This window comes from Sphingobacterium sp. UBA6645, from assembly GCF_002455685.1.
GTDB lineage: Bacteria > Bacteroidota > Bacteroidia > Sphingobacteriales > Sphingobacteriaceae > Sphingobacterium > Sphingobacterium hotanense.
The window spans coordinates 14517-28677 of the sequence record NZ_DKLH01000077.1 but is presented as its reverse complement, the minus strand read 5'-3'; the positions used below and the strand labels follow the sequence as shown (position 1 = coordinate 28677).

At 41.0% G+C, this 14161-nt stretch carries 15 protein-coding genes; 4 read left to right on the top strand and 11 right to left on the bottom strand.

Going from position 1 to position 14161, the window contains the following annotated elements; translation table 11 throughout:
- Positions 1-8: 8 nt before the first annotated feature.
- The 5 genes from B2400_RS13955 to B2400_RS13935 form a co-directional block, all read right to left on the bottom strand.
- The gene (locus tag B2400_RS13955) at positions 9-587 is read right to left on the bottom strand and encodes a TetR/AcrR family transcriptional regulator (RefSeq protein WP_187773981.1); all 579 of its coding nucleotides are present in this window, start codon (positions 585-587) and stop codon (positions 9-11) included.
- A gap of 436 nt (positions 588-1023) precedes the next feature.
- On the bottom strand, positions 1024-1449 hold the full coding sequence (locus B2400_RS13950; RefSeq protein ID WP_149525213.1) for a c-type cytochrome: 426 nt from the start codon (positions 1447-1449) through the stop codon (positions 1024-1026).
- The gene (locus B2400_RS13945; protein WP_149525214.1) at positions 1449-2090 is read right to left on the bottom strand and encodes an SCO family protein; all 642 of its coding nucleotides are present in this window, start codon (positions 2088-2090) and stop codon (positions 1449-1451) included. Before B2400_RS13945 ends, B2400_RS13950 begins: the two co-directional genes overlap by 1 nt.
- A gap of 6 nt (positions 2091-2096) precedes the next feature.
- Complete coding sequence (locus B2400_RS13940) at positions 2097-2525, bottom strand: transposase (protein ID WP_149525215.1); 429 nt, start codon at positions 2523-2525, stop codon at positions 2097-2099.
- 10 nt (positions 2526-2535) lie between these two features.
- Positions 2536-3036, bottom strand: a complete 501-nt coding sequence (locus B2400_RS13935; RefSeq protein ID WP_286651645.1) for a DUF4442 domain-containing protein — start codon at positions 3034-3036, stop codon at positions 2536-2538.
- Positions 3037-3147: 111 nt separating this feature from the next.
- On the opposite strand from B2400_RS13935, the gene B2400_RS13930 reads away from it, so the two are divergent.
- Positions 3148-4374, top strand: coding sequence for an MFS transporter (locus B2400_RS13930; RefSeq protein WP_149525217.1), 1227 nt, complete (start codon positions 3148-3150; stop codon positions 4372-4374).
- A gap of 200 nt (positions 4375-4574) precedes the next feature.
- On the opposite strand, the gene B2400_RS13925 is transcribed toward B2400_RS13930, so the two are convergent.
- From B2400_RS13925 to B2400_RS13915, 3 genes are all read right to left on the bottom strand, one after another.
- Positions 4575-5204, bottom strand: coding sequence for a uridine kinase family protein (locus B2400_RS13925; RefSeq protein ID WP_149525218.1), 630 nt, complete (start codon positions 5202-5204; stop codon positions 4575-4577).
- Positions 5205-5212: 8 nt separating this feature from the next.
- Positions 5213-6040, bottom strand: a complete 828-nt coding sequence (locus B2400_RS13920; RefSeq protein ID WP_187773983.1) for a DPBB and LysM peptidoglycan-binding domain-containing protein — start codon at positions 6038-6040, stop codon at positions 5213-5215.
- Between the two features lie 81 nt (positions 6041-6121).
- Positions 6122-6871, bottom strand: coding sequence for a hypothetical protein (locus B2400_RS13915; RefSeq protein WP_293934349.1), 750 nt, complete (start codon positions 6869-6871; stop codon positions 6122-6124).
- Positions 6872-6909: 38 nt separating this feature from the next.
- Between B2400_RS13915 and B2400_RS13910 the strand changes: the two genes are divergently transcribed.
- Complete coding sequence (locus B2400_RS13910) at positions 6910-8262, top strand: NfeD family protein (RefSeq protein ID WP_149525221.1); 1353 nt, start codon at positions 6910-6912, stop codon at positions 8260-8262.
- 45 nt (positions 8263-8307) lie between these two features.
- Here the strand turns inward: B2400_RS13910 and B2400_RS13905 are convergent, their stop codons facing one another.
- The 3 genes from B2400_RS13905 to B2400_RS13895 form a co-directional block, all read right to left on the bottom strand.
- Positions 8308-8502: a hypothetical protein gene (locus tag B2400_RS13905; RefSeq protein WP_149525222.1), complete on the bottom strand. Its 195-nt coding sequence runs from the start codon at positions 8500-8502 to the stop codon at positions 8308-8310.
- 424 nt (positions 8503-8926) lie between these two features.
- A complete protein-coding gene (locus B2400_RS13900) occupies positions 8927-10489 on the bottom strand; it encodes an OmpP1/FadL family transporter (RefSeq protein WP_293934345.1) in 1563 nt (520 codons plus the stop codon).
- A gap of 78 nt (positions 10490-10567) precedes the next feature.
- Positions 10568-11719: a hypothetical protein gene (locus B2400_RS13895; RefSeq protein ID WP_149525224.1), complete on the bottom strand. Its 1152-nt coding sequence runs from the start codon at positions 11717-11719 to the stop codon at positions 10568-10570.
- Positions 11720-11893: 174 nt separating this feature from the next.
- On the opposite strand from B2400_RS13895, the gene proS reads away from it, so the two are divergent.
- A complete protein-coding gene (proS, locus tag B2400_RS13890; RefSeq protein ID WP_149525225.1) occupies positions 11894-13366 on the top strand; it encodes a proline--tRNA ligase in 1473 nt (490 codons plus the stop codon).
- A 3-nt stretch (positions 13367-13369) separates the two neighbouring features.
- Positions 13370-14158: a GDP-L-fucose synthase gene (locus tag B2400_RS13885; protein WP_293934340.1), complete on the top strand. Its 789-nt coding sequence runs from the start codon at positions 13370-13372 to the stop codon at positions 14156-14158.
- Positions 14159-14161 lie beyond the last annotated feature (3 nt).

Below are 14161 nucleotides of genomic sequence, written 5' to 3'. Positions count from 1 at the left end.
TTTCTAACTTATATTTTAACGCCGTTCCAAATAATTTCTACTAATTGATTCATCTCCTCCTCCATAATCTCTTCTTTGGTGATTAAACAGTTGCGAAAGAGGGAGATAGCTCCTCCAAGGTAGATCGAGAGTATTAATCGAACATTCAGATCTTTTAAATGTTTTTCTTGAACTCCTTCTTCGATAAAATGGATTAGTTTATTTCGTTCTACTTTCTGTCCCAATACATTGTTTCGGACTTCTTCGTAGAAAGGGGAGCCATAAAACTGATCTAGAAATCCGAAGATTTCAATGTTCTGCTGGTAAAAGCCGATCCATCGTTTCCAGATTGTCTTAAATCTTTCCTCATAGGATTGCTCCGGATTGACACCTCTGAAGACATCTCCGTTCAGCTTTTCCTTGCAGTACCAGTACAGCTCGATAATTAAATCTTCCTTCGAAGGAAAGTAATGATATATAGAGCCTACAGCCACGTTGGCTTCCTTCGCAATCTTGCTCATAGGGGTCCCATGGAATCCATAAAGATGGATTAAGCTAAGCGTGCTAAGGAAAATTTGCTCTTTCTTTTCTGTCAATTGAATGTTCATTCGGTTGCAAATGTAGGCATTTTTGGAAGGCGTATTTGTCAAATAATCGTTATAAAGTGCTAAAGCGATTGAGCAGTGATGAGAGTCCATGTTAACAAATTGTTAAATTTCATAAAAAGACTTGACATGTGTATGTTTTACACTTACCTTTGTAGTATCATAATTTAGGTTTATAATTGGTTATTAAAGGTTTTCATTCTCCCCGTTTGAAAACCTTTATCTTTTTATAGAAACCACGTTTTCAAGGCCTTGAAGTAATATTATTCCGTAATTCTTGTTTATCACAATTACAACTCCGGATAGGGGATAGTGGTCTCTGAAATGTTCTAGATATTTTATGCAATCAATTAAATTATTCTTCTGACATTCTTTTTGCAAACAAAAAGACCCTTGAATTTCTTCAAAGGTCTAAAATCTTATATCTATTTTTCAGAATCTACTCACACTTTGCTAAGTACTTTTCTATTTCTTCTCTTGTAAAATGTGTTTTACTATTTCCAAAATAAGTAGTTACGTAGGTCAAGACGTAAGCGATGTCTGTTGCGTTCATTTGAGGCACCCCGGGCATCTCTTGATTATACTTTACGCCATTAACGGTGATTTCCCCACTCATGCCGTTTTTAACAATGCAAGCCAGCTTATCGCGATTCACATTTAGAAATACAGTGTCTGTCAGGGGGGGATAAAGTTTTCCTAATCCCTCTCCGTTGGCTCCATGGCAATTTTGACAATGCGTGGTATAGACTTTTTGCCCATTAGTAGCATACTGCATTGTTTCCACGCTTAATCCCGACTGGCAGGAAAAGAGCAGATAGAGTCCGAATACAATACTTAAGATAAAATAGGTAGATCTTCGGAGCATTACTTATACTCTTTTAATATAACATCTAAGTCTTCTAACAGCTTATTAACCTGCGTTTGGTCTGTTCCGTCATAAGCACCACGAATTCTTTTATCAGGGTCAATGATCACCAGGTAACCTTGATGGTCATAACCTCCGGGAGCATTCGCATCTTCTTTAGCATACACTAAATAACGATCGGCCATACCATAGATATCCGCCTTAGAACCATTCACAAACTGCCATTGGTCGTTATCCACCCCAAGTTTATTAGCGTAGTCTTTTAGAATATAAGGTTGATCGTATTTGAAATCGATACTATGTGATAAAAACGCGATTTTCTCATTGCCTTTGTATTTTTCGTAAGCCTTTAAGAGATTACGCTGCATCGTCGGGCAGATGCTTGGACAATGCGTAAAAAAGAAGTTGGCAACATAGATCTTCCCTTTAAAGAAGTCTTGAGTCAATTGGACGCTATCTTGATTTAAAAAGCTAAAGTCAGGAATAGTTTGATAAACCGTATCAACTACCTTTTTACCATCTATTTCTTTCTCCACAGGCGTTCTTTCTCCATAGATTGGCAGTTTTCTGTCTGATGATGAACAAGCGAATATACCGCTAAGAAGTACTGCTAGGATGGCTGAACTGAATAGTCTATTCATTCGGTCTTATTGATTAAATGGGGTTAAAGTTTTGTTGATTTGACTAGTTACACTTTCAAATTGTTTCTGCATAGCTGTAATCTTGTCTAACTCTTTTTGTTGATAAGCATCATCGGTGCTAGCAGCATCATAATCCTTCATCCAAGTCATCATATTATCGGTCGCTGCTTCAATGCTATCCTGCAAATTTGTTAATTCAACGCGTGTTGCCGCAGTATCTAAATCTGCTTTCGTTGCTTTAATTTCGGCTAGATTTGCTAAGATGGAATCAATCTTAACTGTCGTTTTATCAAACGTAGAAATTTGAGGCATGATTTCATCATGTATTCTGATGGCTTCAGCGCCTAGCTTTTGGTTTTTGGTTTCATCAGTCTTATTCTGGCAAGATACCATTGCCATGCTGATTCCTAATGTAATAAAAGCTAAATTTTTCATGTGATATAATTTATTGTTGTATAGGATTAGCTTCCTGAGAAGCTTTTTGTTTGTAGTAGGAGTCGAAATCAAAATCCAGATTTCGAATGTAGATTTCATTATGCGCGACAGCGCAGAGCGTCCCTTTTTTGTCGTAGACATGCGTGGCGAAAGTCTTTACCACTTTACCGTGTGTTTGAATGGTTTCTAATGCTTCTTTCAGCACTTCTTCATCCAAACGTATGCTGAACTGCATACTCGTTCGTCCGGGCTTTCTATACTCGATATGGGCCGTCTTAAGCCAGGCAACTGTACGCAGGATACCCTGATGTTTAAAATACTGATCGAGTAGGATGGGATAGAAGGGGTCTATGGCAGAAAAGATCGTTCCTCCGAAAATCGTGTTGTTCGAATTGATATTGAAAATACTCTTGAAAATCTTTAGATCGGCACCTAAGTAGTTGTCCAAGATGTTTTTCACCCAAATCCGCTGGAAGAAGAAAGGCGGATAAATTCTTAGCGCCCATTTCATGGTTTTCGGAGATAATCTCATGGCTCAAAAATAACGCTTATTTACAAGATTATTTCCCTTTTAATTGTAATAATATCTTTTAAAAACGCGGATCATGCTTATTTTAGTATTATGACTAATCAAGAACCTAACACAAAGAATGTGTGGATATTGGTATTCGTGGCTGCGCTCGGATACTTCGTCGATATCTACGACCTCATAATTTTTTCCATTGTTAGAATTCAATCATTCACGGATATCGGTGTTCATGTTGAGGAGATGCGGACAAAAGGTGAGTTCGTCTTGAATATGCAAATGGGAGGATTGCTTATTGGAGGTATAATTTGGGGTGTTCTTGGTGATAAATATGGGCGTATCAAAGTGCTCTTCGGTTCGATATTGATGTACTCATTGGCCAACATAGCGAACGGTTTTGTACAGGATGTTATGACCTATGGAATCATACGATTTATTGCCGGTATTGGTTTGGCTGGAGAACTCGGTGCTGGAATCACTTTAGTCAGTGAAACGATGCATCGGAAGAAGCGTGGATATGGTACGATGATTGTCGCGGGCGTAGGTGTTTTAGGCGCCATATTAGCCTATTATATTTCAGAATGGTACAGTTGGAGAACCGCCTATTTTGTCGGTGGAGGAATGGGACTACTATTGCTTCTCATGCGTGTAGGCGTATTTGAATCCGGGATGTTCAATCAAATTAGCGATAAGAGTGTAGCGAAGGGTAAGATTTCGATGCTATTTACAGATAAAGAGCGCTTCAAGCGATATATCTACTGCCTGTGTATCGGATTGCCTATATGGTTTGTTGTTGGTGTGCTGGTTACTCAGGCGCCAGAGATAGGACAGGCGCTGGGAGCGGAGAGCGTATTGAGTGCCGGAAAGGGCGTCATGTTTACCTATTTGGGGATCTCGCTTGGCGATTTTCTCGCGGGGCTAATCGCACAGATATTTAAGTCGAGAAAGAAAGTCGTATTGGTTTATCAGCTCGTAATTCTTTTATTCTCCTGCATTTATCTTACGCGCTACGGCATTACGGAAACAGAATTTCTATGGTTGGCCTTCTTCATGGGATTGGGAGTAGGTTATTGGGCAACTTTTATTACCATCGCAGCGGAACAATTTGGAACCAACATACGAGCAACGGTGACCACGACAGCGCCTAATTTTGTGCGCGGGGCACTGATTCCATCAACAATTCTTTATGGCGTTTTTGTCAACTGGGTTGGGATTCTTCCTGCAGCAATCATCATGATTGTGCTGCTCTCGGGAATAGCAATCTTTGCCTTGAGTCGATTGAAAGAAAGCTTTGACAAGGATCTAAATTATATCGAAGAATAGTTAGCTAGCGATCCGGGCACTTCTTGCAGCGCTTGCCTCGCTTGTATTTCTTACAACACTTCTTAAAAACAACCTCTCCATGATCCTGAAACGGATTATGTCCTTTGTTGTTGTCAAAAGGCGATGAATCAATTACTTGTAGACGTATCATGTTTTCAAACATGGTACAAATATAAGTAATTTAGATTGATTAAAAATAACTAGTAGATTCTTTTACGTAATTCTGATGCGATATCGTTCGTAAAACTTTGAATAACCGCCGGCTCATCCGTATTATTTTGAATAACTAAATCGCAAGTTTCGCGAAATGGTAACAAATATTCATTGTAAGAAGGCACGACATGGTTAATCCACTTATACATTACATCATCGTGGTCATATCCTCGTTCCACCAAATCTCTCCGAAGGCGTCTCCTCAAAGCAATGGATTCTTCCGCATCTAGGAAGATACGATAATCCAACAACTGATTGATCTCCTCATAGTGAAAGATAAATAAACCCTCTACCACCAAAATATGTGCTGGTTTAATCTCCAACATCTTCGGCGTTAAAGCGGGGTTGTTGAATGTGTACTCTTCTTTATATACCGTTTTTCCGTCGAATAGATCTTTAATATCCGAGTAGAATGCATTTCTATCAATGGAAGTCGGTAAATCGAAGTTATATAATCTATTTTCCTCCTGCGTTTTTGTGTTCGCGGGGATATAATAATCATCCTGAGAAATCAAAGTGATCTCATCAGGAGAAAAGTGATCTAAGAAGCTTTTTAAGAAAAAGGTTTTACCCGACCCGCTACTTCCTGCTATACCTATTACGTAAGGTTTGTCCATGCTTACTCTTAATTTTCGATTGGAGCGCCGTAGGTGATTTCTATTAAGAATCGCTTATCGAATGCACCGATATGAGATGCCGCCGATTTCGAAAGAATAACGATTGCGTCGCGGCTATCGGCCGTATCAGAGAATTTTCCTACAACTTTCGCAAAGGTAATATTTTTCGTCAAAGGATTCGTAATCTTTAGTATTGTTCCAACAGGAGCCGTGCGGTGAAGTGCTAAATTGCTCTTTCCTCTAGATTCCAGATTGTCCATCCAAATACCGATACCTTTTTCTTTTTTCTCGCGAATACCATAGCGGTTCGTCTCAAATTCAATCTCTTGCTGACGGTTTACATCCGGAATAGGTAATTCTATCGGCTCTGTCGGAGTTGGCTCTTGAACCGCAATTTTACCATCCGGTATTTTTAAGGTCTGTCCCTCGCGAACGACATCACTGGTCAAGTTATTCATTGATTTGATGCTTTCCACATTAGTAGCAAATCGCTTCGCAATAGAATATAAGGTCTCGTTAGGCCCAACTTTATATTGTGTTAATACTTGCCCAGATTGCTCGGCAATGACGGTGTTGATGACCTCTCTAGTCGTATCTTTCTTTGGTGCCGGAGTCTCTACCGGAGCTGCCGTACTTGGAATACGAACGACATCCCCTAAACGAAGGTTCTTCTGATTGTTCGCAGACATAATCGTTTTTACAGGTACCCCATATTGTCTGCTCAGCTGATAATAAGTGTCCTTGGCAGCGATGGTATGTATAATAAATGTCTTTCCGTTGATTGTTTCTGTTTTCTGACTATTGTTGGTCTGTGCCTGCGCGGTTGCTACTCCCATCAATACAAAACACGTAGAAAATATAATAAGAGACTTCTTCAAAGTCTGAAATTTGAATGCTTGTTTTTTCATTTTATGCAATTATACTAAATATGAAATAATATCCCGCTTATTGAATGACATAAAGAATAATCGTTTGTCAATCTGAAAATAGGGTTGCGGAATCAATTTATCCATATTTTCCATTATGACTTGTCGGTCCAGTTTGTGGTTTAAATCACTTAACGTTAAAATGAGATTTAAATTATCTTCATTCTTCACATGATAACACCAAATATAATGCTGGCAACATTTACTAAGCCATAAAGGACCCTCAATTGCCTCATTGCTGAGAAATTCGGGCTTGTTGGGGTAGGTGAGAGGATATTGAATTTTATTACTTGCGAAACGGAAGTTGCGATCCGTTGCGGGGGCATATTTTCCGGTCCGGATATCGATTAGGATGGTCTCACCGGATGATATCGAGCGATGCCGTGCATGCACCACATCTTCGAATACGTCCAGCAGAATAAACTCGTAACTGGAAAAGACAACCTGCTCGGTGGCAATCTCAATGATTTGTATGCCTTCCTGAATAGGGCGGTGCTCGCCAATCCGCTTTAGGATCAGAAATCCATCCTGAATCGCGTCTAATGTCCATTCCTTGGCTTCCGCAGTGCAGGGTGCTTTGACTACTTTGCCGGTAAAATCGAATACCGAAAACGAAGCAACGGTAGAATCCAAATCACGGGTTTCCACAGCGACCAAGGACTGTACGGGGTCGATCTCGATTTTCCAGATATTGGCAGGAAAGCTTCGCTCAAAAATTTTATTTATTGTATATTTAGTCATCCGATATAATATGCTGATCGGTGATAAAATCATTTTCTATGAACAAATTTACAAAATACATTTTAGGTATTATCGTCATTTGTTTGCTGACCACCATGAATAGCAATGCACAATCGGTATATTCTGTTCAAATAAAGGACGATATAGGTCCTAATGCTTGGCGAACGTTGAAAAATGCGCTCAAGGAAGCGAAAGCGAATGAATCAACTTATTTCTTATTGGAGCTAAATACCTACGGTGGAGCGCTGAACTTTGCCGATTCCATGCGTACAGCACTCTTGAATGCAGCACCAATGAAGACTATTGCTTATGTAAACAACAATGCTGCCTCCGCAGGCGCATTGATATCCTTGGCAGCCGATTATATCTATATGCAAGATGGTTCTAGTTTCGGAGCAGCGTCGGTAGTGAATCAAAGCGGTGAGCTCCTTCCGGAGAAATATCAGTCTTATATGCGTGGCTTAATGCGTGCGACCGCTGAAGCGAAAGGCCGCGATCCTAAGGTGGCCGAAGCATTTGTCGACCCAAGTATCTCTATTCCTACGTTGAAGGAAGATGGTAAGTTGCTTACTTTAACCACGCAGGAAGCTGTGAAGATAGGTCTGGCAAAGAAAGAAGTGAAGAGTCAAGCGGATATATTCTCCGACCTTCAATTCAGCAGTCCCGATGTAAAAGCTCATCAGACCACTTTGGTCGATATGATTATAGGGTTTCTCATCAATCCTTTAGTAAGTGGTATTCTGATCATAGGGATTATTGGCGGTATTTATTTTGAAATGCAATCTCCAGGAATTGGCTTTGCATTGGTGGTTGCTTTAGTCTGTGCCACATTATTTTTCGCGCCCTTATATTTGCAAGGCCTTGCAGATCATTGGGAGATTGCGATATTTGTCCTCGGTGTCATACTGATAGCCTTGGAAATATTTGTCATACCAGGCTTTGGAGTGGCCGGTATATCAGGAATAATTCTGATACTATGTGGATTAGCATTCTCAATGGTTGCTAATGATTACTTTGATTTTAAACTTGCTCAACCAGGGCTCTTAATGAACTCATTTATAATTGTAATTGGCGCGATGGTCGGAGCGATCATTCTAGCGGTAATTTTTGGAAAAAATATCCTTCAATCTTCCGGTTTCAAAAAACTGGTGCTGGAGGATGAACAGCGCGCTGATGTGGGGTACACTTCCTCAGTTCAAAAGATTAATCTGATAAACAAAGAAGGTATTGCAAAGACGGTACTCCGCCCCGGAGGAAAAATAGAAATTGATAATGTCTGGTATGACGCAGTCGCATTAGACGGATTTATCGACGCCGGCGAACAGATCTATGTCGAAAAGCATGAAAACTATAATCTATTTGTCCGTAAGCTCTCTGAGCGCAAAGCATAAAAACAAGGATGGGTTGAAAATAATATTCAACCCATTTTTTTTCTACTAAGATTCCTTCCGTTGTCGTTTCTTCAATTTAGTCACGAAATACAGAATAAAAATTCCAATAATAAATGTGATAAATAGACAGTACAATGCCTTCAAATAGAAAGCATCAGTAGGGTACTTCCTGTCATATAGATACCAAGTCGCTCCGAACAATACAATTGCCCCGATAGCATTAATAAATACTTTTTTCATAACATTGGTTAATTAGTGATAAGTAAATAACTAATGATTAAATGTAATGAATTATAGTTATAATTCATAGTATTTAGTAGTTAGTATTTTTATTAGATGTAAGACATTAGATATTAGAGGTTAGAGTTTGTCTTGAACCAGGAAAGGAAGGATGAAAGGATTGGCAGGATAAGGTGTGAAATTAATTTTCTCGTCTGAATCAGGAAAGGAAGGTTCAAAGAGTCTAATGTCTTATATCTAATGTCTTACATCTAATAGAAATACCAACTACTAGATAAAACCCTTGTAAACCCAATTCAAACCCAATACAAACCCCAATCAAAGCCGCTCGGAAAGGGCTTTGATTGGGGTTTGATACGAATAAAAAAAGCCTGTTCTTGCTTTTAGAACAGACTCTCTCTAATAAATATTTTAATTCTTGCGCTTAGAACTTTGCTCCTAACGTTAGAACGACATTCGTTCTGGAGCTTTTCACTTCTGCTGTAGGGGCAGGGCTGTTCCATAAACCCGCTAAAGAGTAAGGGGAACTATTATATGTTTCTTTTTTATATTGTATTGCTGCTAAATCAACATACAGGTTTTGATTGATGATATAGCCCAATCCAAGGCTTGTCATGTGGTCGCCGCTATCTATTCCTTTAATAGGGCTGCTGTAGTAGCTAAATCCTGCACGACCGCTTAAACGGTCGGTAAATAGTAGTTCGCCACCGACACGGAAGTTCACTGCACTTTTGTACACGTCCTTGATACTCGCGTTGATCTCATTCTCTTCTGTGAAATCCATTACCTCTGTAGAAGTCTCTCGATACGTAATGCTGCTATAGTCTGCGAATTCCAAGTCAGCGGAAACCAAACCGCGTCCGAAGAACTTAGTTAATCCTACTGAGGCTCTCAATGGAGAGATTACCCCGTAATCGTAGGAAGCTGTCGATGGAGTTGAGTTGTAAGTAGGCAGGAAAGTCGTGGTTGCATTTTTATCCTTATAATAATCTGCAACCGTCTCTAGCACTCTTTCTTCGTTGACTGTGGTCCAGGTAGGAGAGACGATATGCACGCCAATATTCCAGTCCCAAGTTGGTTTGAAGATCATCCCTAAGGCCACATTGACACCGGTTCCGCGAAGTCTATTATCTTCATAATCTGTCACCTCGTAGTTGATCTCGGTATACTGATGTTTGGGGTTTGAAGGATCTAAGAAGCCGGAGTTTGCACTAGCATTCGGTCTGATTTGATCTGCATTTTTTGTCCATCCACTCTCGAATACACTGTAATTACGATCGTATTTGAACGACACTAATCCTAAGCTACCGCCCAGATAGAATTTATTGTTGTAATTTCCACCGAAAGACAAAGTGGTTTTAGCCTTGTAACCTTTGGTAAGTACGTCGACTTGTTGGGACTTTGGATCGGTTTCTAAAGCGATCGGGAAATAACCCTCTGAAGGATCACTAAAGCGTTCCACTAGATTCGATCTAGAAAAATCAGAAGAGAAGTCATCGAACTCATACATCTGATCAGTTAAATATTGGACGATGGTATTGGCGTCGTTAACCCCGGAATAAACGATCTGATTTGCGAAGTTATTCGAGCGGTCATAACTAATCCCCATATTGAAATTCTGCCAACCATAGCCGCCATTTGCTGTAGGCATGTGCAAGACAATACCGACATTTTCTAATCCAAACTTGCCTTGATTGTGATTGGTGGTTGTGCCGAAGTAATTAGCTTTATTATTATTGTTCAAGTAATTGACCGAAACCGAGATATCGGATTGACCGTAAAATCCAAGTCCGGCAGGGTTACCACTAATAGAGCTGATATCTCCTCCTAAAGCGGTGTTTACTCCACCCATCGATTTAAAGCGGGCTGATCCTGAACTTACGTCTTTTGATACATCATAGACATAGTCTAAGGTTGTTTGGGCAAATACATTGGAAATTCCTGCACTTAGAGCTAGCAGGCTAAGCGTTAGTAAGGTTTTCTTCATACGATTTCAGAATCTTTCTAAAAGATATAGCCAATATAAAAGGTTCTATATTGGCTATAAAAAATATAATTATATTAATTAACGTCTTGATCCACCGGATGCTCTTGATGATCCACCGCTTGAGCGACTTCCGCCACCACCGCTAGTTCCCATGCTGCTACCACCTGATGATCCTCTGCTGAATCCACCGCTGTTAGATGATGGACGGCTAGATGATGATCCTCTGTCGAAGCTTCCGCTTGAACGAGATGGTGTCTGGCGAACAGAACCTTGGTTTCTGCTGCTCGGAGTTCTGCTGCTAGGTGTTCTATTGATCGTACCTTGAGAACGTGTCGCCGGGTTTCTCTCTACAGTTCCTTGCGATCTTGTACTCGGGTTTCTATAGATAGTACCTCTGTTACGATCTGATGAAGTTCTGTCGATCGTTCCTTGCGATCTTGATGTATTCGTTCTGCCCGATGATGTTCTATCGACAGTAGATCCACGATCCACGCGTCCTGAGTTACGGTCGCTGCCCGCTCTATTTACGGTGTTGCGCGTACTTGCTGCACGGCCGGTTACATAACGACCGCTTGCATCTCTAGTCACATATGAACGTCCTGAGTTGGCGCGCTGACGTGCTGCAACATCATTACGGTTCGATGCTACGCGACGGTTGCTATCGTAATAGTGGTTGTAATATCCACCTCCGTAGCCATAGCCATAGTATGGGTTGCCCCAGTGGCTGTAGTAGCTGTTATAACCCCAGTAACCACCGTAGTATGGCCATCCGCCATATCCGTAGCCGTAGTATGGACTACCCCAGCCCATGCTCCAGTAAGGACTTCCCCAGCCGAAGCCTATATTCCATCCCCATCCGGAGTTCCAGCCGAAGCCGAATCCGCTGTACCCGTACCATGGATCAAACCATGGGTCGTAGTACATCATTCCTGGCGAGTTATAGTAGAATCTGTTAATGCGGTTTGCATATTCCAAATCATTCAATGGCTCGTAGCCACCTTCTGCATAAGCTTCATCAGTATAGTCATCTGCATAGTATTCTGCATCTGTTGTAGTACCTTCTGCTGTCCCATCAGTATAATAATAGTCTGGGCTTTGGTATACTTGTCCCGCATCACGATTATTGTAGACATCGTCCCGGTATACGGTGCGGCTACTTGTAGAACAAGAGCTTATCAACGCTAGTAATCCTAGTGCTGCTCCTCCTAAAAATATCTTCTTGTTTTTCATGATGCTAAAACAGTTAAAATTCGATTTTACGTCTTTAATTATTATCTTAGACCCGGCATAACGCCTGGGGTTTAATCTGCCAATCAAATTTACAAATAATTTTTCGTAAAGGTATATCAACCCTTCTCTAGGGCTTGCAAACGCCCTTTTGTTTAGATAAAATAGTATTATAGAATGAGTAAAGGAATTACGAGCCGTAGCGAAGACTATTCGCAGTGGTACAATGATCTAGTCATTAAGGCAGATCTAGCAGAATACTCTGCTGTAAGGGGATGTATGGTTATAAAACCATACGGTTATGGAATTTGGGAAAGAATGCAAGCCATTCTTGACAAAAGATTTAAAGAAACCGGTCACTCGAATGCTTATTTCCCCCTTTTTATTCCTAAATCATTCTTCTCGAAAGAGGCTTCTCACGTGGAAGGTTTTGCCACTGAATGTGCTGTAGTAACGCACTACCGTTTAAAGAACGATGGCAATGGCAATATCGTTGTGGATGAAGAGGCGAAGTTGGAGGAAGAGCTAATCGTTCGTCCTACATCTGAAACCATCATCTGGAATACCTATCGTGGATGGATCGAATCATACCGTGACCTTCCTATATTAGTTAACCAATGGGCTAACGTTGTTCGCTGGGAAATGCGTACGCGTCTTTTCTTGAGAACTGCGGAGTTTCTTTGGCAAGAAGGCCACACGGCGCACGCAACCTCTGAAGAAGCAATCGCAGAAGCGGAACAAATGCTAGAAGTATATGCAGAATTTGCGGAGAAAATTCTAGCTGTACCGGTAGTACGAGGTCGTAAGACCGAAAACGAGCGCTTCGCAGGAGCGTTGGATACTTATTGTATCGAGGCTTTGATGCAAGATGGTAAAGCATTGCAAGCTGGTACATCGCACTTCTTAGGTCAGAACTTCGCGAAAGCATTTGATGTGAAGTTTACATCGAAAGAAGGAAAGTTGGAGCACGTATGGGCAACATCATGGGGTGTATCTACTCGTTTGATGGGAGCATTGATTATGGCGCATTCCGATGACCAAGGTTTAGTATTGCCTCCAAGATTGGCGCCAATACAAGTGGTAATCGTTCCTATCTATAAAACAGACGAGGAAAAAGCTAATTTGGATGCTTACGTCGATGGCTTGAGCACAGAGTTGAAGAACTTAGGTATATCGATCAAATATGACGACCGCGATACACAACGTCCGGGCTTTAAATTTGCAGAATGGGAACTGAAAGGTGTTCCATTGCGTGTTGCGATTGGCGCACGTGATATGCAAAACGGTACGGTGGAATTGGCGAGACGCGATACGCAGACAAAAGAAACAGTAGAACAAGCGGGGCTTGCAAATAGAATTCATAGTCTATTAGATGAGATCCAAGACAATATTTATCAGAAAGCGTTAAACTTCAGAGATTCACACATCACCGAAGTTAATTCCTATGATGAATTCAAGACTTTATTAGAAGAAAAAGGTGGATTCTTGAGCTGTCACTGGGACGGTACAGTGGAGACCGAAAAACGCGTAAAAGAAGAAACGAAAGCAACAATCCGTTGTATTCCTTTGGATGCGAAGGAAGAAGAAGGGGTTTGTATTTTTACAGGCAAGCCTTCAAAACAACGCGTGTTGTTTGCGAAAGCATACTAAAATATGAAGCACCTATTGATATTAGGTTGTGGCTGGGTAGGCGAGGAGCTTGCCAAGCTATACCAAAGCAAGGGGTGGCAAGTTTGGGCAACAACGACCCAGGAAGAAAAATACCATCGCCTCAAAAGCGATGGTATTTTTGCTTATGTCCACAACTTCGACCAAGAGAAGGAACTGGATCTTCCGCTGGAAGTACGCTTTGATGCGGTGGTCACTTCAGTCCCCGCAACAGCGAAGAATAGTCTGGAAGATTTGGGATTTCGTTTCTACCAGGTCTTTCGAACTCTTAGCGCAATAGCCTACGACAAACACTATTTCTTAAGCTCGGTAGGCGTCTATCCGGATATCGACGGAACTTTTGATGAAAGGTATAATGAAGAAGACAAGTTAACTCCGAAACTAAGGTTCGCCGAAAAACGCTTGCAAAGCCTGCCGGAAACAACTGTGTTTAGACTTGGAGGTCTATTCGGAAAGCAGCGGATTTTTGCTAAGTACTTTCAGAATAAAATCGTTACAACAGGTGACCAACCTGCCAACTTCATTCATTTGGACGATGTTTTAGGTCTAATCGATGGGGCAATAGAGCAAAAAATCCAAAACGGCATCTATAATCTGGTCTGTCCGGAACACCCTTTGAAAAAGGACGTGATCATGAAATCTGCTGAGAAATATATCTTATCGTATCCGGCAGGGTTTGAACCCAAGGATAGTTTTCAGAAGGTTGTCCTAGGAGAAGAACTTCCACTTTTGCTCAATTACACTTTTAAATACCCCTCTCCGCTAGATTTTTGATAA